Raw genomic sequence first — 22989 nt, forward strand, 5'->3', positions numbered from 1 at the left:
TGTGGTTCATGACTGGGGTGAAGTCGTAACAAGGTAACCGTAGGGGAACCTGCGGTTGGATCACCTCCTTATCTTGATGACGCAATGTCTGCTGAGTGACCACACAGATTGCCTGAATTGATATGTAAAGAGAGCACCCGTCGAAGTGGGTCTGTAGCTCAGGTGGTTAGAGCGCACCCCTGATAAGGGTGAGGTCGGTAGTTCGAGTCTACTCAGACCCACCACTTCTTGGGGCCATAGCTCAGCTGGGAGAGCGCCTGCTTTGCACGCAGGAGGTCTGCGGTTCGATCCCGCATGGCTCCACCATTCTCGACTGACCAAGAACGCAAACTCATATCCTGAAAAATCAGGCTATCGGTTTGATTTCTTAATGAAATCTGCTCTTTAACAATCTGGAAAGCTGATTCAAAAGTTCTAAATACTGTTACAAGTGTCTTGGAACTTCTTGGCGAAAACAAAGTTGTAACACAGTCCTTGTGTGCGACGTCGAGAGTCGAAAGACTTCTTGGGGTTGTATGGTTAAGCGACTAAGCGTACACGGTGGATGCCTAGGCAGTCAGAGGCGATGAAGGACGTGCTAACCTGCGAAAAGGGTTGGTGAGCTGGTAAGAAGCGTTATAGCCAACCATGTCCGAATGGGGAAACCCACTGAGTTTACTCAGTATCGTTAGATGAATACATAGTCTAACGAGGCGAACCGGGAGAAGTGAAACATCTCAGTACCCCGAGGAAAAGAAATCAACCGAGATTCCCTCAGTAGCGGCGAGCGAACGGGGAGCAGCCCTTAAGCGTTGATGGAGTTAGTGGAACGGTCCTGGAAAGGCCGACGATACAGGGTGATAGTCCCGTACACGAAAGCGACATCAGCGTGAAAACGAGTAGGGCGGGACACGTGATATCCTGTCTGAACATGGGGGGACCATCCTCCAAGGCTAAATACTACTGACTGACCGATAGTGAACCAGTACCGTGAGGGAAAGGCGAAAAGAACCCCTGTGAGGGGAGTGAAATAGAACCTGAAACCGTGTACGTACAAGCAGTGGGAGCCTCCTTGTGGGGTGACTGCGTACCTTTTGTATAATGGGTCAGCGAGTTACTTTCAGTGGCGAGGTTAACCGAATAGGGGAGCCGTAGGGAAACCGAGTCTTAACTGGGCGACTAGTCGCTGGGAGTAGACCCGAAACCGGGTGATCTAGCCATGGGCAGGTTGAAGGTGCCGTAACAGGTACTGGAGGACCGAACCCACTAACGTTGCAAAGTTAGGGGATGACTTGTGGCTAGGGGTGAAAGGCCAATCAAACTCGGTGATAGCTGGTTCTCCCCGAAAGCTATTTAGGTAGCGCCTCGGACGAATACTACTGGGGGTAGAGCACTGTTTGGACTAGGGGGTCATCCCGACTTACCAACTCCATGCAAACTCCGAATACCAGTAAGTACTATCCGGGAGACACACGGCGGGTGCTAACGTCCGTCGTGAAGAGGGAAACAACCCAGACCGCCGGCTAAGGTCCCAAAGTTCTGGTTAAGTGGGAAACGATGTGGGAAGGCTCAGACAGCTAGGATGTTGGCTTAGAAGCAGCCATCATTTAAAGAAAGCGTAATAGCTCACTAGTCGAGTCGGCCTGCGCGGAAGATGTAACGGGGCTCAAACCAGGCACCGAAGCCGCGGATTCAATCAATAGATTGAGTGGTAGGGGAGCGTTCTGTAAGTCTGCGAAGGTGTGTCGTAAGGCATGCTGGAGATATCAGAAGTGCGAATGCTGACGTAAGTAACGATAAAGGGGGTGAAAAGCCTCCTCGCCGGAAGACCAAGGGTTCCTGTCCAACGTTAATCGGGGCAGGGTGAGTCGGCCCCTAAGGCGAGGCTGAAAAGCGTAGTCGATGGGAAGCGGGTTAATATTCCCGTACTGGCTGTAACTGCGATGGGGGGACGGAGAAGGCTAAGCAAGCCAGGCGTTGGTTGTCCTGGTGAAAGGCGGTAGGCAGTGTATCCAGGCAAATCCGGAGACACAATGTCGAGACCCGAGACGAACCATCTACGGATGGGAAGTTGCTGATGCCACGCTTCCAGGAAAAGCCTCTAAGCTTCAGGTTACAGACAACCGTACCCCAAACCGACACAGGTGGTCGGGTAGAGAATACCAAGGCGCTTGAGAGAACTCGGGTGAAGGAACTAGGCAAAATAGTACCGTAACTTCGGGAGAAGGTACGCTGTTGTTGGTGAAGTGACTTGCTCACAGAGCTGATGGCAGCCGCAGTGACCAGGTGGCTGGGACTGTTTAACAAAAACACAGCACTCTGCAAACACGAAAGTGGACGTATAGGGTGTGACACCTGCCCGGTGCCGGAAGGTTAATTGATGGGGTTAGCGCAAGCGAAGCTCTTGATCGAAGCCCCGGTAAACGGCGGCCGTAACTATAACGGTCCTAAGGTAGCGAAATTCCTTGTCGGGTAAGTTCCGACCTGCACGAATGGTGTAACCATGGCCACGCTGTCTCCACCCGAGACTCAGTGAAATCGAAATCGCTGTGAAGATGCAGTGTACCCGCGGCTAGACGGAAAGACCCCGTGAACCTTTACTACAGCTTGACACTGAACATTGAACCTACTTGTGTAGGATAGGTGGGAGGCTTAGAAGCGATGACGCTAGTTGTCGTGGAGCCGACCTTGAAATACCACCCTGGTATGTTTGATGTTCTAACTTGGCCCCGTTATCCGGGGTGAGGACAGTGTCTGGTGGGTAGTTTGACTGGGGCGGTCTCCTCCCAAAGAGTAACGGAGGAGCACGAAGGTTGGCTAATCCTGGTCGGACATCAGGAGGTTAGTGCAATGGCATAAGCCAGCTTAACTGCGAGACGGACAGGTCGAGCAGGTGCGAAAGCAGGTCATAGTGATCCGGTGGTTCTGAATGGAAGGGCCATCGCTCAACGGATAAAAGGTACTCCGGGGATAACAGGCTGATACCGCCCAAGAGTTCATATCGACGGCGGTGTTTGGCACCTCGATGTCGGCTCATCACATCCTGGGGCTGAAGTTGGTCCCAAGGGTATGGCTGTTCGCCATTTAAAGTGGTACGCGAGCTGGGTTCAGAACGTCGTGAGACAGTTCGGTCCCTATCTGCCGTGGGCGTTGGATGATTGAAGGGAGTTGCTCCTAGTACGAGAGGACCGGAGTGAACGAACCTCTGGTGTTCGGGTTGTCATGCCAATGGCACTGCCCGGTAGCTAAGTTCGGAATCGATAACCGCTGAAAGCATCTAAGCGGGAAGCGAGCCCTGAGATGAGTCATCCCTGAGGTCTTGAACCTCCTAAAGGGCCGTCGAAGACTACGACGTTGATAGGTGGGGTGTGGAAGCGCAGTGATGCGTGGAGCTAACCCATACTAATTACCCGTGAGGCTTAACCATACAACACCCAAGAGGTCTTAGACCTTGTAGCAGTGCTAGTAGAACAGAATTCAGCTTTTCGGATTATGAATTTGCTTGGCGGCAATAGCGCAGTGGACCCACCTGTTCCCATGCCGAACACAGAAGTGAAACGCTGTAGCGCCGATGGTAGTGTGGCATTCGCCATGTGAGAGTAGGACACCGCCAGGCACCCAATACGCGCGGAGAGCAAGACCCGTTCTCCAATGAAGCGCAGCAAGACATGCGGAGTGGTAGTTCAGTCGGTTAGAATACCGGCCTGTCACGCCGGGGGTCGCGGGTTCGAGTCCCGTCCACTCCGCCACTGAACAGAGCCCTTAAGCTATTACAGCTTAAGGGCTTTTTGTTATTCCGCGTCCCAGATACAACCCCTCATTACTGCAGCAACATCGTGACCGTGACCAAACCGTGACTATTCGGTGACCCGCTATCAGATCCGACCGGATGTCATCGGTACCTGCGGAATGCACAAAACCGATCCACACTACATTTTCTATCTAGTTGACTGTTCTCAAACATACCTTCACGTAAATTAGTGAAAATTGATGTGCTGCTCGGCATCGTCATAGTCTGTGTTCCATACGGATAACATGAAGAGGTTCATGGACTGATGGCTTGTATTGGCTATGGGGTGAGGGACGTTTGGAGCTGGGGATGGATTGGGAAGACCTGCTGCATAGTCTGAGGGATTTGCTTGCGGAACGTGACAGCATAGAGCTGGAAAAACATGTTCGGGATCTGATGAAGGTGCGTACAACCGATAATTGGTTGAGCTCGTGTGGCCAGACTCTAGATGATGGGCAACTGGATCAGGCCAAAATTGTGATCAGCGACTTTCTGCGAGAACATCCGGATCTGCTAGGAATCATAAAGAAGCTTGAGCTCATTCTCCTATTTGAGCGTCACAAGGCTGCTCGTTCGCCTGCTCGCAATGCCCGCAACCGTGAGCAACTGTTGCAATCAGTCAACGCTCAGGTGAGTTCGGGAAAGTTGGTTGCTGCAGTGGAGCTGCTGGAGGAGGGGCTTACTGAGAACGAAGATCCCGAGCTTCTCGATCTGTTAGGGCGAGTTTACATACTGCAGCACCGTCCAAAGCAGGCGGCGGCTTTGAGGCAGCGCGCTTTGCTGGCGAGAAGGCAGCAGACCGCCTTTATTGACCAGCCCCAAGAAATCGATCACGTCTCCGAGATGGATGACGAGGCAGTCACAGCTGCTGATCTGGAATACATCACCTCCGATGCCAGAGTTTTTGTCGGGCTAGACGCTGCCCCAAGCTGGCGAGACGAAGTCCCTGAACCGGTCACGTCGCATCCCGAAGGCCCCCCTCATGATGGTCTGGAGTCGAGCCATGGCAACGAAACAGCCATTTTGCCAGTTTCTTTGCCAGTAACTGAGGATACGAGTGTCCTTTCTTCCGATGAGTGCAAAACCCTGTCCTTGGCTCGTGCATGTAAGCCGGTGGATGAAGAGTTAACGCCGCAGGGAGCCAGAATCCTAGCGCGCGATGCGCCTCACTTCAAAGTAGAGCCGTCACTATCAACACCGTTATCTGTAACGGCGGACGACGCCCTCTGCGATGCAGTTCTTCGACAGTTTCTGACATCTGAGGAAGCATTACTTGATGAGCAGCGACCTTCTGGTTCAGAGAGCTACTACAGCGACAGCGATATTCAAGAGTTGGTTGGTGGTATCGATTTTTACGATCCACCTGAATTAGCCCTCGATTTGGAAGAGTATCAAGTCAATCAGCCTGATAGTTATGAGCCTGAGGATGACTTCTTCGATAATGATGAGATATTGGTCGAGCCGGATGAGCTCTATTTTGGTGTAGCTGATGAACTTGAGATTCATGATGAACAAAATGACGACGAGTTTGCGCCTTATGCCTTTGATCCCGACGACGTGTATGACAGCCAAGGTAGCTTCGATTCTGATACTGAGCTGCTTGATGAAAGACTTAGCCGTGAAGATCGAGCGCTGCAGAAAGCAGTAGCGCTGATCAGCCGAGCGGGCTGGTCATTATCGATGCTTCCCTTAGTTCAGCAGATTTTTGTGATGAACGGGTGGGGAGCCACTCGGCTGGCATTGGAGCGAGAAATTGACAAAGGTATGATCCAAGATGAGCTGATCCTGGCTGCTCATGTGAAAGCACTTTGGGCTGAGAATGACTACTACTGGATTGCCTATGACAGGAACGGTTCAAGCAACTTGTCACAGTATGTCATGTCATGGCCGACAGCTTTGATGCTGATTCGAGCCTTTGAATCATTGCCGCAAATAGAAGAAATCGAGCAATTCATCGAATCGTTGTTCGAGTACTGGTACGACAGCCCTAGCCTCCGTCGAGCATTCCGCTCGTTCAACCGTTTCCTATGGTTTCGGATTTGTAACCTACCTAGCTGTTTACCCGCCAGGCTGCCATTCAACTTTTGCAGTCCTCATGAATTACCCGTCGAGGAGTACAGTGATCTTGGGATTAGCGATCTGCTGGAGATCGAACAGACAGCCAAGCTACGCGCTTACGGTGTATTTCAAACCAAACACCCCCAGGAACCTGGCTGCTATGCGAGTGACAAGCCGATTCCTGTAGATGCATATTCAATGGCCACGCAAACGAGCAAGGAGATCTTAATCGATGTCTGATCAACGCCTTACCCATGTTACCGGCTGTTGGGTTAGCCAACCCCTGCCCAGCGGTGAAAAGTACCGTTATGGCATGGTCAAGATGCCTCACGGAGACAGTGGCTCCAAATTGCAGGTGAGTTGGTTCATGCCTGAGCGCTACCAAGGCATGGTTGACGCCAGCTTGGTTGGCTCTGGTTTCCAGAACGGCATGGATGTTCAAGATGCGACTCCCGGTACAGGTGTGCGTTCGCTGGGTATTGGCAGCATCATGCAGCAGCGTATCCTGGCGGGCTCCCAGCAAGTGCTGGTCGATTTTCCGGAAAGTGGAGAGCGGCACTGGTTGCCCTATCAGCACCTGCGCCAAGTGAAAGGTGCCAAGCACCGCTTTATCACGGCAGCCACAGGCAAGGAGCTGGATGCAGAGCGCATGCGCTTGCGCATGCTTGCGCATGCCATCGAGACCTGGAACGAGAACACTGGGGCGCTCTCTCATCTGAATATCGAGCCCTTACCACACCAGATCAATTTGGTTCACCACATTCTGGCCTCAGGCAATTTCAACTGGCTGATTGCCGATGACGTGGGGCTCGGTAAAACCATCGAAACCGGCATGCTCTTGCATGCCTTGCATCAGCGTCGACAGATCAAGCGGGTTCTGTTGATCACTCCAGCTGGGCTGACCAAACAATGGCAGGAAGAACTCTATGACAAGTTTATGCTGGATGAGTTCGAGATTTACGGAGAAGACTTCTCAATCAACGAGACTCGTCAGTGGAAGATGCATGACCACGTGATCGGCTCCATGGATCGCTTCAAGCAGGAAGATCACTTGGCAAGCCTGCTGCAGGCCGAGGATTGGGACCTGATCATTTTCGATGAAGGGCATCGCCTCAGTCGCCGCCAGTACGGGCAAAAGCTCGACAGCTCTGATCGTTACGCGCTGGCAGCCAGTCTGCGCGGAAAAACTGAGCATATGTTGCTGCTCAGCGCTACGCCTCACCAGGGGATGCAGGACAAGTTCATTGCCCTGCTCGAATTGCTGCGCCCAGAGCGTCGCCGAGAGCTAATGTTGCTCAGCCTAAAGCCGGAAATCCTCCATGACATGGTCTACCGTAACCACAAAGCGGATGTGACCGATGCTGAGGGTAACTTCATCTTCCAAGGGAAGATCACGCGCGCGATGAAAGTGCCTGCTAGCGAGGAGTCACAGGCTTTTGATAAGGGCCTGCAGGATTACTTACGCCGGGGCTACGCAGCAGGTGTGGAGATGGGGCGCACCGGTAATGCCATCGGCTTCGTGATGACGGTCTATCGCAAGCTGGCAGCATCCAGCTCGGCGGCAATCCTCAACGCGCTGCGCAATCGCCTAGCTCGCTTGGAAAAGAAACTCAACGACGAGCATGGCACTGATGAGCCGGTCGACGAGCGCTACTTCGGCGAATGGGAAGAGCAGTTGGCAACAAACGCCAAGGAGTTCTTCGCCGGGGAAATTATGCTGCTAAATGAGCTGATCGAAGAAGCTGAACAGCTCATGCATAACGACTGCAAGCTCCAGCTGTTCATCGATGAGGTCATCCGCAAGATTCTGGCAACCAACCCCGTAGAAAAGGTGTTGATCTTCACCGAGTACCGCACGACACAAGATTACCTGTGCGAGACCTTGCGGTATCATTTCGGCGAAGACAAAGTCGAGCTTATCAATGGCTCGATGGGGCATGCTGAGCGCCGCGATGCCATTGCCCGATTTGAGGATCATGGCCAATTCTTGATCTCCACCGAGGCCGGTGGAGAAGGTATCAACCTGCAGCGCCAGTGCCACATCATGATTAACTTCGATCTGCCCTGGAACCCCATGCGTTTAGTGCAGCGGATCGGTCGCCTCTATCGCTACGGCCAGAAGAAAAAGGTCGTGGTCTTCAACATCCACCAGCCTGACACCATGGATCAGCATATCATCGACCTGTTATACGACCGCATCGACTCAGTGGTTCATGACATGGCTGCGGTACAGAAAGATGAGTTCAACGAGGGCCTGAAAGATGAGATCCTCGGCGAGCTGGCCGAGCTCATTGATGTTGAGGATATCCTGCAAGCGGCCACACTGCAGGGGATCGAGCGCACCCGCGAACGCATTGACGAGGCCCTGCGCCAAGCGCAAACATCAATCGGCAAGCAGCGTGAATTGTTCGAGTATGCGGCTAGAAGTGATGCTAACGAGCTGCGTGATGAGCTGCAAATCACTCAAGAACACCTGCTCAGCTTCGTGCTGGGAATGTGTTATCAGCTAGGTATAGAAGTCGCCGAACGTACCCACAAGAGCAAGCTGCTGCGTATCCGCTTGTCGGAGCTAGTGATGCGCGAGCTAGGCATGTCACCCAAGGCTTCACCGCGTATGGATGTCACCCTGGATCGAGAGCTAGCTGCCCATCGGCCGGATACCCAAATGCTCGACCTCAACTCGCCACTCATGCGGTACCTACTCAACAAGGCACGTGACTATGACTTTGGCGGCCTGGCCGCAGTGGTGCAGGGAGATGAGCTAGGTGAAGGGGCGCTGTTCGGAGCTATGCTGCGCTGGCAAGGATTGCAGGGCAAACGTATGCGCGAGGAGTTCGTGACCATTCAGGTCAACGAAGGGGGCGCGAAGCTAAATACCGAAGCCATTGGGCAGTGGCTGCTGCAGCCAGCGCAACCTGCCGAGCTAAAACCGATGCCAGAGCATTGCAAGGCGCTGTTTGCAGGTGCCGAAAGTGCTATCAACCAACGCTTGGCAAGCGTTAGCAACCGCTACCTAATTCCGGAGAACCTGCAATGGGCCACCGCCGGTTGGACGATTTAAGGAAGAAGCGTGAATAACATTGATTTTTATATGTGTTCTACGCCCTTGTTCTAACAGGCTTTGATTAGCACTCTCAGATAAGTTCTTTAACAATCAGTAAGATAATGATTAATTACAATCACCTCGCTGCCGCACGGGTAGCTCAGAAAATGTACCATGCAAAACCATACCATGTACTATACAAAACCATACCATGTACTATACAAAACCATACCATGTACTATACAAAACCATACCATGTACTATACCTCGCTGCCGCACAGGCAGCTCAGAAACGGCTGTAGGGCAGATCCGGCAGGGTGCTGTGGCGTATTGTCGCAGCGTTCCTGCTGCCAAGTATTTCCACAGTGAAACAGCATCTCATAGGTGAAGAAATCGCTGCATGAGCTTAAGAGATGCATGGTGATTTCACCTTAGGGTGCCGGATGCTCCGGATCTGAACTTGCTGTTTCAGCTGCGTCTTCCACATAACTAAGCAGCTCTCCTGGCTGGCACGCAAAGTACTTGCACAGGGCGTTGATGGTATCGGTGTTGGTCACATTGCCTGGGATGTTAGCGATTCGAGTCAGGGTTGCTCGGCTTATCCCTGTCTTTTCGCTCACCTCGGAGAGAGTGATGCGTCGTTTTTCCTGGAATGATTTTTCGTCCGGAATCGCTTCTTGAGGAAGGTTATGGGCGACGTGCTTTTGACGTGAATGGAGCCCTCGGCTGGATCTGTAATGTGTGCCGTGACCGGTGTAATAATGCCGGATGCACTGTATACAAGCCACACCAAACCATGGGTAGGATGCATGATTGATGCCGGGTGGTTAGATTTTTCTCGTTTCTGCTTAGCGCCAGTTCAGGTGTTATTTAGCTATCGCCGATAGTGACTTAAGTAGTAAGCGACATACATCAAGTTGAATTAATCACGAGTACCTTAGTTCTGAATCAACGTCATCAACAGTATTGGAAGGCTGTATAGGATCCGTATTAAACGGTGTAACGATGAAATGGTTGTCAAAATGACGCTACGTGACTTTCCATATCATACTAATCATTTTACGTGGAACTGATTATGCCAGGATTGCACGCTATTATCCTTCACGATTCGTATTACCGAGGTTTGCGCACTCGAATTGACTGCAGGGGGCATACCAATAATACCGGCACTAACGGGGCGGGTAAAACTTCGGCGCTGATGTTGATTCCGATCTTTTACGGCCAGGAGCCTTACTTGCTGATGGAGCGAGCCGCCAGCAAGGATGGCTTTGTCGACCGCTACCTGCCTTCCGATCAAAGCATGGTGGTGTTCGAATACGCCCGGTCAAGTGGCATCTGCTGTGCGGTGCTGTACCGTAAAAATGATAGCTCGCATGCCTATCGTTTCATTGCCGGCGCGGCTGAGGACACAATTTTCCACCCGGCACTGGCCACACATTTTCAGGCTGGCATGGACGCCCGCACACTTTTGCGTCATGAGCTGCCGGCGCTGGGGGTCACTGTCAGCAACCAGATTGATCTCATAACTGACTACCGAGCCATCCTGCAAAACAACCTCAAGCAGCTGACCCGCAATGGCAAAACTGGTCGCATCTGGCTGCCGGTGGCACGTGACTTTAGTTTGGGGGGTAGCACCAGCCACATGCACCACATCGAGGCGCTAACCTCGGTATTACTGTCGCACAACCAACTGCTGGAACAATTCAAGCGCATGATTGTCGCCAGCTTCCTAGAAGAGCATATATCCATCTCCTCTCTGCCCTACAACCACAAGGATCAATCGCTGATCCGGGATCTAGAAAGCCTGGATAATTTCAATCGTGATGAGAGTAAATTGCGCCAGGTGCTGAGTGGACACCAGCAACTGAAACAGTGGTGGCGGGAAATCCTGGCCTGCCAGCAGCAGATCACCGGATTGGTGGCAGACTGGGAACGGCGCCTGACCGAACTTGATACCCAGCTTCGGCAGCTAAGCCAGCAGAGCGAGGATGAGCAGCGCACCTATCGTGTTCAGCGTGGAGAACTGATCGGGGCGCTTTCCGATCTGGAAACTGAGTTGGATCACCTGAAATTAGAGCTGGAACAGCTGTATCGCAAGAAGGCCGAATTCGATGATGCCGACATGGTCACCAAGCAACAAGAATTGCTGCAACTGGGCCAGTTCCGCGAGCAGCTGGCCAATGCTCGGACCTTCCACCAGCAATTGCTGCATGGTATGCAGGCCGAGCAGCGGGCACTGGAAACCGCCCAGTCGCAGCTCAAAGAGCGGACCCAGCGTCATATTGACACCGTGCATGATGAACAATCGCGCCAGAGAGCGGTGTTCAAGCCAAAGGAGCAGGCACACCAGTCCTACCTGGAGGAGTTGCAGCAGGCCAGAGAGCAGGCGATGGAGTCCTTGCGGCGCCAGCATGACCAGCACAAGGACGGGCTGCAAAACCTGCTCGCGCAAGCACGGGTAGATCACGTCAATGCCGGTCATCCGAGCGAGGAGGAGCAGGCTGAGCTAGGACGGCTGGAGCATGATCGAGAGGCCGCCTTTACTGCTTCTACGGCCGCCCGTAGCGCCACGGCGGCGGTCAACCAGAAACTGGATGCACTGCAGCGCCAGCAAGGCGATTTGCTGCGCACCCATGAGGCCAAGATGCGGCTGCTGGATGATAGGCGTACCGAGCAAGCTGACCTGCTGTTTCAGCGCCACCCGAAAAACAGTAGCCTGCTGGCTTATCTTAAAAATGCTGAGCATGACTGGCGAAGCACCATCGGGAAGGTGCTCAATCCAGAATTGCTGCGCCGCACGGATCTGGATCCCGTCTACCTGGACGGGGTGGTGGATAACAATCTCTACGGCCTTACCCTGGCACTGGATGCGATTGAACCGCTGGCGGAAGCTCGTAGCGATGCCGAGCTGGACGAGCAGCTAAACAGGCTGACGCTGCATATTACCAACATCGAGGAAGATCTGGCCAGACTGACTGAGCAGCAGCGACAGTTGGCGTCTGAATTAAAAACCACGCAGCAGCAAAAGGCCTTGTGTGTCAGCGCCGAAGATAAAACCAAGGCTCAGGTTGAACAAACCAAGACCATGATTGACAGCGCCAGGATCCGCCAGCGCGCCGCCATCCAGGCGCGGCAGTTGCTTGCAAAGCAGGCTGAGGACGCCGCCCGCCGAGCACTGGAGCAGTACAAACAGGCCTGCCAGCAGCAACTTCAGCAACTGGGTGAGCTGCATGAAGCTACCCGGCTGCAGGCCGAAGCCGACTGGCTGGACCAATATGACGCCCATCAGGCCGTGCTGGCACAACTGGACGCGCAGATTGTCGAACTAAAACAGCAGCTGACCCTTCAGTTGGCCGAGTTGCAACATAGTTTTGAGCGCCAGTGCCAGGACAAGGGTATCGACAAGACCACCTTGCAGGCGGCAAAGCAACGTCTTGACCAGGCCGAGGCTAAGGTGGCAACAGTGACGGGCTATCAGCCGCTGGTGGAGAATTATCAGCGTTGGCTTGGCGTGGAGTGGGCCCGAAAGCCGCAGATGGATGCCAACGAAGGCCGGCTGGAACAGGAAGTGCGTGCGACGAAGCAGAAGTCTGAGGCACTTTTGCAGCTGCATACGGAACGGATGGCCCAATTCAGCAAGACTGAGGACGAATACAGCCAGCAGCAGCGGCAACTCCAGGCCAGCCGTAACCAGGCGGAGGGCCTGCGCAACACCATTGCCAGCCGACTGAACGACAGCCTGATCACGCAGCTGACGCCGGACGGGGAGCCCCTGCCAACCAGCCCGGCCAATTTGCTGGTTTATGCCGGCGAGGCAATCAAGCAGGAAGCAGGGTTGCGCGCCAGCCTGATCGGAGCGGTCCGCGAAATCATGGGTGGCCTGGAGCGGCAGCAGGGCAATTCCCAAGTTCAGCAATATTGGCGTGGCCTAGTGGACGCACGCCGGGAGCAAAGTCAATTTGCATCTATGTCCGAGGCCTTTTTTCTGGCCAGCATCGACGATATTGCCACTTTGCTTGACACTGGCCTGCCGCAGATCCGCGATAGCGTGCTGGTGACCATCCGCGCCATCGGCACCCGGATCGCCGAATATCATGACACCCTGGGGATGCTCAATCGTAAAGTGCGGACGGTGTCCAATACCCTCAAGCACCATCTCAACACTCATCATGGCTTCGCCTTCCTCAATGACATCGAGATCAGTCTCAGCTCGCGGATCGGAGAATACGGCCTATGGGCGCCGCTACAGGCCTTCCGGGAACAGTGGGAGCAATGGAGTATCGAAGGGGCTGACGGCTTGCCGGGCCCTGGGTTTGTGCAATCGCTGGCTCTGGTGTCCGATGAGATGAGTCGTTCGCGCATAGACAACAACCTCAGTTCGCTGGTGGAGCTGACCATCGCCCTGACAGAAAATGGCCGACGGGTGCCCATTCATACCGATGCCGACCTGAAGAACGTCGGCAGTACCGGGATTTCCATGCTGGCCATCATCGTGGTGTTCTGCGGCATGACCCGTTATCTGTGCCCTGACCGGTCGGTGCGTATTCATTGGCCGCTGGATGAACTGGGTAAGCTGGCCGAGGAAAACATCACCCTGCTGTTTGAGCTGATGGATCAATACAACATCGTGCTGTTCTGTGCCCAGCCTAATCCGTCACCGGATCTGAGCCGACTGTTCGCTGTCAAAAACGAACTGAGCCGCGAATGCGGGGTTCGTCGCTACCAGGACAGCGTGCAGGGCGTGCGAGCCAATCCGCTACTGGCAGCGCGGCAACTGGCCGAACCGGAGTCACTGCCGGCACAGGGCGATCCAAACCTCGCCACGCCAGATCGGTTGCCAGCCACTACCGGGGAGACTGAATGATGAACGCCTGTTTCAGCGATTGCGTGGAAGCCCTGCTGGCAGGCAAGGTGATTTGCGAAACCAGCGAAGAGGGGTTGTACCGCTACCTGCGGTCCGAAGCCAGCCGCACCGAGGTCAATGGCTTCTTGTACCGGCTTGAGCGCATCCTGCTGGTTACCAACGATCAGGCGGGCTACTACTGTGGCTATGTCCATCCCGAACAGTTCAGACCGAAGATCCGACGACAATTCGAAGTGGTGGCCTCCGAGTTTGATGGCCTAGTGCAGTGGCTGCGCTGGGCCCGGAGCGCCACCAATGCGGATCGGCCGCTGATGGCTCGCGACACCATCCGGGAATCTGACCTGCTGGCGGCGATTGAGGATTCACCGGTCCTGCAAACACAGTTGCTCGATGTTGCCCACAAGCTCAAACCTGGGCGTGCTCAAGGCGACCCCAAGCAGAAACTGCGCGCCGTGCTGGAATACCTGGCCGACAACGATTACCTCAAGTGCCTCAGCGGTGCCAGTTCTGTGTATGTGGCTACGGCCAAGTGGTCATTGCTGTACGAACAGCTGGAATTCGTGCGCCAGTTTGAGGGGATCCAGCAGGACGCGGGGCAGGACGAGGGTCGTGGCAATCAGGGGGAACTGTTCTGATGTCCAGACAAGAGGAAGCCCGTGCGGCCACCAGCGCCCTCACTCGTTATATCGAGCCGGTCTGCGAGGCCGCATTCCAGCATCGGGGCACGGTCGAGAACACCGATGCCAACCTGACTGCCATTGACTCGCTATTGAAAAACCGGCTTGCCTTCCGCACCGATGACGATTTCGGCGTGCAGCTGACCGGCGTAGTGATGCGCATGCTGCACCATGTCACCAAGACCTATCGCTTGCGGCTGGCGGTGGGCTCGGTAGCGGACATGCTGGAGCATCTGAAGACCGATTGCGAAAACTACCGCCGTGCCCAGGTGGGTGGCCAAATCGAGGATCAGCAAGGCCTGGAGGCGGACATCCAGGAGCAGGTATTCGAACTCGTCGACCTGCTGCGTGAACTGATCCAGCAGTTCTCCTTTTGGGTTCATACGGAGTTCGGCACTTTCAGTAGCATCGACATCAAGATCGCGAAAAACCAGGAGGCGCTGTCCAAAATCGGCCGGCTCAACCAGCTGTTCGCCGAATGTACGATCGTGGAGCTCAATGACATGGCCGGCAATGACCCGCTGCTGAGCCGCTTGCTGATGAAGACCCTGAAGCGGACCATGGATGATTGTCGTCAGGAGCTGGTCAACATCGCCCACCGGCTGCGGGAGATCTTGGCCCGGTTGCAGAATGACCGTGAAAATCAGCGCCTCAACCACCTGGTTGATACCTTTGCCCAGCACTACCAGCGCCACCCTGGGTTTGCGCCCAATATTGACCTGTATTCGAACTTACCGGATTTACCGGATTCGATGGTCAAGGTGGCGCCGTTGCTGCTAGTGGCCTACCCAAATCTGGCTAGCCCCATTGACCACGACTTACTGACCGAACTGGCCTGCCAGGCGGCAGAAAGTATTAGCGGCACGAAACCTCGGAGGGAGAAACCAGACTTTGTGCCGGTGACGGTGGGCAGCGATGAACCTATTCCTGAGCAGGTAGATCCTATTTACTCCTCAGTCGACTTCTTTTTCGACGCGCTGCTGTCTGACGGCGGCCTGCACGCGCTCAGTGCCAGTGAGGGTTACCAGCAGCTGGGACTGGATGTGGAATTCGATATCTGGCTGATGGTGCTCATCAGCCGCTATCGCACCCAAGACAAGGAGCTGGCAAATAAGGTTGAGCTGGAAATCGACGAAACACCGGTAGCCAATTATTCGGGCAACCACGTAGTGCGGGATTTGAAATTCCGAAAGGTGGTGCATGGATAAGACGCTGCTGACCTGTCTGCAGAAGCTACTCCGACAGCGCAATACTTACGTGCGTGTTAATGCCAGATTGCAAGCCTATGCTAACGAACTGGGAGTGGGTCGGCGTGTGGGTGATGTGCTGTATTTCAGCCAACAGGAGCTGGACCGTATTGAGACGGCGCTGAGCCGAGAGCTTGGTGGTCAGGTTCGGGCTATGGATCTGCAGGCTTCTGATCGCATGACCATGGCGACTCAGGCACGCGATGAAAAGCTGGCTCGGAGCGGAGTGTTCGAGTCCTTGTTGACGGTGGCTAGAGCGCAGGGACTGCCTATTCCACTGGTGAACGGAATGACGCTGGTGACGCCGGAAGGGGTCTCAATCAATCTCAGGTCAGAACAGCTGGATCTACAGCGCCTGACCGGCTTGCTGGTGGTTGAGAATGGCAGCCTGCTTACGCACTGGCCAGATTGGGTGGGTCTGCTGCCAGCAGAATGCCAGCAGGCACTGATCGTCTACCGGGGGCATGGCATCAATCAACGGTTGCTGCAAAGCTTATTGCGGAATCTTCCTGAGTCGACCAACGTGTACGGTTTTTTCGACTTCGATCCGGCTGGCGTGAATATGTTGCAGCATTTGCATCTATTGCGCCCGTTGACCGCCGTGGTGCCGGTCGACTGGAGCCGCCTGCATCAACACCCGGCCATTAAGCATATCAACAAGCCAGAGGATTTCACTAGGCAACGTGAGCAATTGGCTTATCTGGTGCCGCAGAATGACTTAGCCCAAGAATTGGCCGAGATCTACAACTATCTGATGGCACACAAACTAGCCATCACCCAGGAGCATTTGGTTACGCAGACCATGAAGCTGAAGACGCTGAGCATGAATGCATCGGCAAATCTGTCGTAATAGTCTATCGATATCATTTGACTACCAGGCGGTTCATTTTATTCGTCCGAGTCGACAACCTCAAACAAGTCCCCAACCTCTATCTGCAGATGGCGGCAGATCTGTTCTATCACCTCCAGATCTACTCTGGTTGCCGTCTCATTGTAGAGACGATGTAGCGTGTTCCGATTGATGCCGGTATCCCTGGCAACCTCAGCAACCTTGAGCTTTCGCTCCCCTAAGATTCGGGAGAGGTGGCACTTAACCATGAATCCTCCAGTGAAAAAATACCTGCAGCGTAGCAAAAAGCGCTTGCAATGATGCTAAATGGTGCTAATTTCTCTCCTGTGGGTCATTTGTTTAATCAGAAGAGAAAAAAGCGAGGTTACGATTATGGCACATACCTATCTGACGACTGAAGAACTCTCATCACGGATCAAATACGACGCGCGCACCATTCGGCAGTGCCTGAAGGATGCGGTGCTGTTTGAAGGGGTGCATTACATCCGGCCGTTCGGCGGTCGCAAGATCCTCTACATCTGGGAGCGGGTGGAGGAGTCCATGCTGGAGGGGGCGGCGGCGCATGATCTGATCGGCCACCTGGAATAAGGGGGCGGGTATGGGATCGGTCAATAGCCGTGACGGCAAGCTCTATCTGGATTTTCGTTACAAGGGGATCCGTTGCCGGGAACAGACCCGGCTGGCGGATACGGCCAGCAACCGGCAGCGCATGACCAAGTTGCTGGCCATGCTGGAGCAGCAAATGCGGGCGGGCACCTTCGACTATGGGCACCACTTTCCAGGCAGTCCCAAGGTGGAGTTCTTTCGACACATCGATCTGCTGAGCCGGCGCCATGCCAGTGGCGGTCGCATGCTGTTTGACCGCTTCGCCGGACAGTGGCTGGAGGAGAAGCGGGTGGAGTGGCGGCAGAGTCAGTACGAGACGGTGGAGGGGATCTTGCGTTGCCACCTGCTGCCCGCCTTGGGGAATACGCCGGTGGCTGCGGTGACCAAGCAGGAGATCCTGGCGCTGCGCTTGCAGTTGTGCGAGCCGGATGTGCAGACCGGGCGGGGGCTGTCGCCATCGCGCATCAATCACATCATGACCTACCTGCGCCTCATCTTGAACGAGGCGGCGGATCGGTTTGGTTACGAGAGTCCGTGGCGCAACATCAAGGCGCTACCCATGCCGCGCGCCCAGGTGCAGCCCTTCAGCCTGGATGAGGTGCAGCGGATCCTGGCTCGGGTGCGGCCGCGGACTTTCGACCCTACTATACGGTGCGCTTCTTCACCGGCATGCGGACCGGCGAAATTGACGGGCTGAGCTGGGAGAATGTGGACTTTACCGGGCGTCTCATTCATATCCACCAGGCGCTGGTGCGCGGCAAGCTTGGCCCCACCAAGACCGGCGGCTCTCACCGTTCCATTGCCATGAGCCAACGGGTCTATGATGCCCTGCGCGAACAGTGGGCCTACTCAGGGAAGAAAAGCGCCTTCGTCTTCTGCGCCCGCAACGGCGAGCCCCTCAATCATCGCAATGTCACACGGCGGGTCTGGTATCCCTTGCTGGCCATGCTGGAGCTGGAGAAGCGCAACCCCTATCAAAGCCGGCATACGGCGGCCACGTTGTGGTTGGCGGCGGGGGAGAGCCCGGAGTGGATTGCCCGACAGCTGGGGCATGCCAACACCAGCATGCTGTTCCGGGTCTACTCCCGTTATGTACCCAACCTGATGGGGCGTGACGGCGCCGCCTTCGAACAGCTGCTGGGGGACAAGGAGATGCCATTGGATGATGACGAGGCGTGGCTGGATGAGGACGAGTCGGAGGAGGTGCTATGAATCAGCAACTGCTGTGTGAGGACTCGCTGCAACTGGCCTGGGCGCAGCGACTGGGCTGGCATGGTCAGCATGAACGTTGGCAACTGCGCTTTCCCCGCGAAAGTATGACCCTGTCGCTGGTGCCGGCTCTGATGGCCAACGTCATGCCCACCGGCCAACTGCTGCTGCTCAGGCTGGATCTGAACAAAGGCACGCTAACCGATCTGCAACCCCTGAGGCTCGATGGCATTGCGCCTGCGCTGGTGGCGCGACACTTTGCCTGGCTGCAGGTCGGGCAGGAGCCCATCTTGAGGGATCTCTGGTCATTGTCGACGCAAATAACCGAACCGGCCCTGCGAGCCTTCTATCTAACGGTACTGAATGATGATGCCATCATGGCGCCCCTGTTCCAGGTTCGGGCCGCTCATCATCCTCAGCATGACCATGTGGGCGGACTGCTGGCGCACAGTCACGAGGTCGCTACCACGGCGGCCCAACTGTGCCGGCGGCATCGGTCGGATACGGTGAGCGCGCATATCGCCTTTATCGGGGGGCTGCTGCATGATATGGCTCATCTCCCCATGGATATGGCCCCTGGCGGTCAGCATCGGCTGGCCCGTCCGCTGGCCGAACTGCGGCGGGCGGCGCCCCGGCAGGCACAGATGCTGAGCCGTTGCCTGGCGCCATCCCGCGGCTGGCGGGGCCATGATAGCGAACCGGCCAATCTGGTGGCCTTGTGCGACCGTCTGTCGGCAGAGGTCAGCAACTGGCCACGGGCCTTTGCCAAGGCATCGCTTGCCGGCTAACCCCATTGTGCCCCCTGACGGGGGCAGGATATTTCCCAGCGAGGTGATGAGATGAAAGTCACGGCCATGATACCGACCGAGCAGGTGACCGACGTACTGTGCGATGTGTGTGGTGACAGCACAGCGTCCGAGTGCGGGCCGGAGTTCGGCACCCTGCAGGCCCACTGGGGCTATGGTTCACAGCACGATACCGAGCGCTACGAAGTCCACCTGTGCGAGTCCTGTTTCTTCGCTACCCTGGCGTATCTGCGTCAGGAGCACAGGGTCAACAACATGTTTGCCGAGGATTACCAGCCTGCGTCGCCGGAATATTTTGGTCGTCAGGATCTGGGGCTTCGCGAGGCGATGGATGAATTTCTCGCATCGACCTACTGGTGTCGGGTGACCCAGCTGATTGGCGCTCTGCAGGACGGGCGCCTGCCAGATCGTGCCGCTTATCTGGCGGCGCTGGAGCTGCTGGCGGGACGCGACGACCTGCCTCTCCCACTTGAGCCGGAGCAGGCCACTCAGCTCGAGCTGCTCAGGGGCGCTACGGCGGCCTGGGCCGCCAACCACCCGGTCAACTAAAGGAGAACGTCCCTATGTATGAGGCCTGTCAGCAAATCAACGCGGCCTTGCAGCAGGTGCCTTTTCTGGCGCGTATCACCAATGACGCCGAGCATCGGCAGGCCCTGGCGCTGCTGGAGACCCTGTTGAAGGACTACGATGGCAATGCGCGGCTTATCGAGATACTGTCGATGACCATCGAACGTTGGGAGTCTGAGGCCCCGGCGTTTCGCGAGTTCAATCAGCAACTGGCCGGGCTGGATCCGGGCATGGCCCTGATCCGCACCCTGATGAACCAGCACCGGCTGGGTGAACAGGATCTGCCGGAATTGGGCTCTGCCGCCCAGGTGCGCAAGTTTCTGCGCGGCAACGACAGCCGCCAACTGACCCAGGCCCAGATAGCCGCGTTAAGTCGACGCTTTCATCTGTCGCCAGCGCTGTTTTTCTAGACGCTGGCCGGTAAGACAAAAGCCAGTCGCCCCGCCACCAAACTCGGTGTTTACCATGTAAACATCCCTCAATCAGTCACACCTGCCCAGGTGTTTACGGTGTAAACACCTCCCTAGGCCGGCCACATCTGTTCAGGTGTTTACGACGTAAACACCTGGCCCTAAGGTGAACACCAGACAGTGAAGCACCGTGAATAAACCGCGCGGCAATGGCTGTTTCCCTAATGGCCAGGGCACGACCGGATGAATAACGGCCGGCTCACCACGCACATTTCTTCGTATTGGTGCTGTCGCAGGCATCGCCGGAGGCCCGTTGTCGCCGTTTGCCGGCCAGTTTGGCCAGCTGAATGGGGGAGATGGGCACCGGGGGCAGAAAGAGCTCCAGTTTGTCGGCAAGACGCATCGCCCGCAGCAGCGCCACCAGCGTGAGCAGGTCGGTCTCGCCCGCTTCTGCGTGCATCACCTTTTTCCGATTGACACCCGCCAGGCGCGCCAGGGATGCCTGCGTTACGTTCAGATTCAGGCGGGCTTGTCTCAATCTGGCTCCCAACTCCTGGGCGATGATGGCGGGTGAATCGTCGTTGCTGATCTTCACGCTAAGTTCCTATTTGGGGACATTATGGCGAAAATATCGAGTTAGGTGCCAATATCGGGACACTATCAGAATTAACCCTGCATCCCAAATCAGGTGGAGCTGCGCCGTGCCTGATGGGGTGCGGTTATTCGTCTGTCTCGGCGCCCTGGTCGCCGGGCGCTGAGGCTGAGGTGTTAGCTCTGCTGCGCTCCACATTCTGATGTGCTTTTGCAAGCAAGGTTGGATCGCCCTCTTCCCGGGCTGCTTCCAGATAGGCTTGCCGATGCTCTTCATCCTGCAAATAGTTCGCCGGGTCAAAAGTACGGAAAGTTGCTTTCATGAGCATCTCATCGGCCATCTTTCGGACCCGCTGATGCGATTCAGGCGAGAGCTGGTCCATCAGTTCCTTGAGTGTTCCCATCTTGGTGTCTCCCGGGCTCAGTTTGATTGGTCTTGGGTGTTGTCCCCCGTGGGGCAGAGCTAATGGCGGTGGTTGTGCGACGCGGCGGCCTGGCGGCGGGCCAGCTTATCCGCGATGCGGTGTTGTGAGTCTGCGAGCAACTGTTCTGCCTCGGCGGGGCAAACCCCAGAGCCAGAAACACATTGCCGTCTGCGGCGGTGATAGGGGGATATTGGGGTTCGTGGCTCATGCCTGGCTCCATAGCCGGATGGGGCGATGAAAGGGGGCTATTGGCGAACTCGCTTATTCTTCCGATGCCAACGTCCAGGCACCTTCTTCTGGGTGACATGTTGTTGCGGGTCATAGTAGCGATACACGGCGACAACGTAGAGGACGGCAGCGCCGCCGAGGAGCAACGCCGTGATGGTCAGGGGCCAGTTCATTTTGTCACCTCCGCACCGGTTGGTTGAGTGGCTAGCGTAGCCATATCCTCACTGGATAACTCTACGCTAGCCTGGCGCCAGGATCTGGCCCCATCCCTCAGTTTAACGACGTGACTTGCGACGCAGGGCCAGACCAGCCAGGGCCATCAGTACCATCCAGCTGGCAGAGCCACCGCCACCTGAACTGCTGGAGCTGCTGCTGTCATCGCTGCTGCTGTCGTCAGAACTATCATCACTGCTGTCATCACTGCTAGTGCTGCTGATGGTGTAGCTGAGCGGGATGCTCAGGTCATCATTCAGCTGCAGGGTAGCAGAAGCATCGCTGCTGACAGTGGCACCGGCGGCGTTGAAGGTCACCGTGATTTCGCAGCTCTCGCCCGTGGCGAAAGTGCCCTCACAGTTGCTCAGGTCGTCGGAGGTGAACAGACCAGTGGAATCCACGATCTGCGGGTTGAAGGTTACATCGTCCACCTTGAGACTTTGAACCGGAATGGTCCAGGTCACAGTGTGGGCGCCGGCCGCGTCAACGGTCAGGTCCTTCTTGCTGACGGTGTTCACCGCATCGATCTGCTCAGCCAGCCAGTCAATGTAGAACCGGGCGGCTGTAATACGCAAATCTGAGTCACTATCCCCGCAGTCGCCGGTATGACCACGAACATAGCCCAGCACCTGTCCGTCAATGGTCACTGCAGAGCCAGAATCACCATCGCAAAACATAGAACCGTCTTTGGTCGTTGCACGTTCCCAGTCCGCAGTAGTGGTTTGTGTCCACCAAGAATCCCACGGGAATGCGGTGTAGGTCATGTAACCGTAGTTCGCTGTGGCCGGAGCGCTACCACCTTCTTCGGTAATCCCCCAACCAGCCCAACGAACATCCACTTCATCGTCAATGCTCTTAGTGGAGGTTATCAGCGTGGCGGCTGTCTGTTGTTGCGCGGACTCACTGAGTGTGAATACGGCAATGTCCCCAAAAACGCTGAACGAACCCAGCACATCATCATCGGTCAACCCGTATTCCGCGGCCCACTCACTCTTTACCTCAGTGTCATAATCACTGGTAGAAGAGCTGTTCTGATAACGATAAACGTAGTCATGAAACAGGGTGGCTGCAGATACGCCGAGCTTGGTGCCGCTGGTGTAGGTGGCACTGCCGAAATAGATTTTCAGATCGGCATCACTCACTTGCTCGTCGGTCAGGACGCCATCACTGGAAATAGCCATCCACTCATCACTGAGCTTGGAACCCCAAGCATCCGCAACGCAGTGAGCGGCGGTGACGACATATTTCCCGGCGATCAGTTGGCCACCACAGGATTCACTCCCGCTAAACACCCGAACCAGATAATCATCAAAGGTGCTGTCAGTCAGCTGAGTACCATTGGAACCGGCGAAAGCCGGCATGGTCATCGCCAAGGACATCCCCAAGGCGATCAGGTTTTTTTTCATTTATAGCTCCTTGCTGAGGC

Annotated in this window: 17 protein-coding genes, 3 tRNA genes, 3 rRNA genes and 1 pseudogene (1 of these 24 cut by a window edge); 19 read left to right on the forward strand and 5 right to left on the reverse strand. The window is 55.6% G+C overall.

Annotation, left to right across the window (positions count from 1 at the left end; all coding sequences use genetic code 11):
* The 9 genes and pseudogenes from ABHF91_RS01175 to ABHF91_RS01215 form a co-directional block, all read left to right on the forward strand.
* Window positions 1-71: ribosomal RNA gene (locus ABHF91_RS01175) — 16S ribosomal RNA — on the forward strand (it extends 1472 nt beyond the left edge of the window).
* A gap of 76 nt (window positions 72-147) precedes the next feature.
* Window positions 148-224 (forward strand) — tRNA-Ile (locus tag ABHF91_RS01180).
* 6 nt (window positions 225-230) lie between these two features.
* Window positions 231-306: transfer RNA gene (locus ABHF91_RS01185), tRNA-Ala, on the forward strand.
* A gap of 211 nt (window positions 307-517) precedes the next feature.
* Window positions 518-3406 (forward strand): 23S ribosomal RNA (locus ABHF91_RS01190).
* Between the two features lie 74 nt (window positions 3407-3480).
* A 5S ribosomal RNA gene (gene rrf, locus ABHF91_RS01195) occupies window positions 3481-3595 on the forward strand.
* Together the 16S, 23S and 5S rRNA genes with 3 tRNA genes alongside form the textbook arrangement of a ribosomal RNA operon.
* Before the next feature lie 56 nt (window positions 3596-3651).
* A tRNA-Asp gene (locus tag ABHF91_RS01200) sits at window positions 3652-3728 on the forward strand.
* A 350-nt stretch (window positions 3729-4078) separates the two neighbouring features.
* Entirely contained in the window at window positions 4079-6067 is a 1989-nt protein-coding gene (locus tag ABHF91_RS01205) for a tetratricopeptide repeat protein (RefSeq protein ID WP_409421682.1), read from the forward strand.
* Between the two features lie 421 nt (window positions 6068-6488).
* Window positions 6489-7088: pseudogene (locus ABHF91_RS01210) on the forward strand (DEAD/DEAH box helicase); the annotation flags it as partial.
* 492 nt (window positions 7089-7580) lie between these two features.
* Window positions 7581-8888, forward strand: a complete 1308-nt coding sequence (locus ABHF91_RS01215) for a helicase-related protein (RefSeq protein WP_409423069.1) — start codon at window positions 7581-7583, stop codon at window positions 8886-8888.
* A 413-nt stretch (window positions 8889-9301) separates the two neighbouring features.
* On the opposite strand, the gene ABHF91_RS01220 is transcribed toward ABHF91_RS01215, so the two are convergent.
* On the reverse strand, window positions 9302-9658 hold the full coding sequence (locus ABHF91_RS01220; RefSeq protein WP_409421683.1) for a helix-turn-helix domain-containing protein: 357 nt from the start codon (window positions 9656-9658) through the stop codon (window positions 9302-9304).
* 287 nt (window positions 9659-9945) lie between these two features.
* Between ABHF91_RS01220 and ABHF91_RS01225 the strand changes: the two genes are divergently transcribed.
* From ABHF91_RS01225 to ABHF91_RS01240, 4 genes are read left to right on the forward strand one after another with little or no spacing between them, the layout of a single operon-like run.
* Complete coding sequence (locus ABHF91_RS01225; RefSeq protein ID WP_409421684.1) at window positions 9946-13734, forward strand: ATP-binding protein; 3789 nt, start codon at window positions 9946-9948, stop codon at window positions 13732-13734.
* Window positions 13731-14369 carry a hypothetical protein gene (locus tag ABHF91_RS01230; protein WP_409421685.1) on the forward strand — a complete coding sequence of 213 codons (639 nt, stop codon included), beginning with the start codon at window positions 13731-13733 and terminating at the stop codon, window positions 14367-14369. Before ABHF91_RS01225 ends, ABHF91_RS01230 begins: the two co-directional genes overlap by 4 nt.
* Window positions 14369-15619, forward strand: coding sequence for a hypothetical protein (locus tag ABHF91_RS01235; RefSeq protein ID WP_409421686.1), 1251 nt, complete (start codon window positions 14369-14371; stop codon window positions 15617-15619). Before ABHF91_RS01230 ends, ABHF91_RS01235 begins: the two co-directional genes overlap by 1 nt.
* A complete protein-coding gene (locus ABHF91_RS01240; protein WP_409421687.1) occupies window positions 15612-16508 on the forward strand; it encodes a hypothetical protein in 897 nt (298 codons plus the stop codon). The genes ABHF91_RS01235 and ABHF91_RS01240 overlap by 8 nt, the downstream gene beginning before the upstream one ends.
* Window positions 16509-16546: 38 nt before the next feature.
* Here the strand turns inward: ABHF91_RS01240 and ABHF91_RS01245 are convergent, their stop codons facing one another.
* Window positions 16547-16756, reverse strand: a complete 210-nt coding sequence (locus ABHF91_RS01245) for a helix-turn-helix domain-containing protein (protein WP_409421688.1) — start codon at window positions 16754-16756, stop codon at window positions 16547-16549.
* Window positions 16757-16880: 124 nt separating this feature from the next.
* Between ABHF91_RS01245 and ABHF91_RS01250 the strand changes: the two genes are divergently transcribed.
* From ABHF91_RS01250 to ABHF91_RS01275, 6 genes are read left to right on the forward strand one after another with little or no spacing between them, the layout of a single operon-like run.
* Window positions 16881-17096 (forward strand): hypothetical protein, encoded by a 216-nt coding sequence (locus ABHF91_RS01250; protein WP_409421689.1) that lies wholly within the window; start codon window positions 16881-16883, stop codon window positions 17094-17096.
* Window positions 17097-17106: 10 nt separating this feature from the next.
* Window positions 17107-17811, forward strand: a complete 705-nt coding sequence (locus ABHF91_RS01255) for an Arm DNA-binding domain-containing protein (RefSeq protein ID WP_409421690.1) — start codon at window positions 17107-17109, stop codon at window positions 17809-17811.
* 11 nt (window positions 17812-17822) lie between these two features.
* Window positions 17823-18326: a site-specific integrase gene (locus tag ABHF91_RS01260; protein ID WP_409421691.1), complete on the forward strand. Its 504-nt coding sequence runs from the start codon at window positions 17823-17825 to the stop codon at window positions 18324-18326.
* Window positions 18323-19111, forward strand: a complete 789-nt coding sequence (locus tag ABHF91_RS01265; RefSeq protein WP_409421692.1) for an HDOD domain-containing protein — start codon at window positions 18323-18325, stop codon at window positions 19109-19111. The genes ABHF91_RS01260 and ABHF91_RS01265 overlap by 4 nt, the downstream gene beginning before the upstream one ends.
* Window positions 19112-19162: 51 nt before the next feature.
* Window positions 19163-19678, forward strand: a complete 516-nt coding sequence (locus tag ABHF91_RS01270; RefSeq protein WP_409421693.1) for a hypothetical protein — start codon at window positions 19163-19165, stop codon at window positions 19676-19678.
* A 14-nt stretch (window positions 19679-19692) separates the two neighbouring features.
* A complete protein-coding gene (locus ABHF91_RS01275; RefSeq protein WP_409421694.1) occupies window positions 19693-20106 on the forward strand; it encodes a type II toxin-antitoxin system HigA family antitoxin in 414 nt (137 codons plus the stop codon).
* Window positions 20107-20365: 259 nt separating this feature from the next.
* On the opposite strand, the gene ABHF91_RS01280 is transcribed toward ABHF91_RS01275, so the two are convergent.
* The 3 genes from ABHF91_RS01280 to ABHF91_RS01290 form a co-directional block, all read right to left on the reverse strand.
* The gene (locus ABHF91_RS01280) at window positions 20366-20701 is read right to left on the reverse strand and encodes a helix-turn-helix transcriptional regulator (protein ID WP_409421695.1); all 336 of its coding nucleotides are present in this window, start codon (window positions 20699-20701) and stop codon (window positions 20366-20368) included.
* Window positions 20702-20825: 124 nt separating this feature from the next.
* Window positions 20826-21101: a DNA-binding protein gene (locus tag ABHF91_RS01285; protein WP_409421696.1), complete on the reverse strand. Its 276-nt coding sequence runs from the start codon at window positions 21099-21101 to the stop codon at window positions 20826-20828.
* A gap of 524 nt (window positions 21102-21625) precedes the next feature.
* Window positions 21626-22969, reverse strand: a complete 1344-nt coding sequence (locus ABHF91_RS01290) for a trypsin-like serine protease (protein ID WP_409421697.1) — start codon at window positions 22967-22969, stop codon at window positions 21626-21628.
* Window positions 22970-22989: the final 20 nt, after the last annotated feature.

Origin of the sequence: Pseudaeromonas aegiceratis, from assembly GCF_046254905.1 — a bacterium.
Taxonomy (GTDB): domain Bacteria; phylum Pseudomonadota; class Gammaproteobacteria; order Enterobacterales; family Aeromonadaceae; genus Pseudaeromonas; species Pseudaeromonas aegiceratis.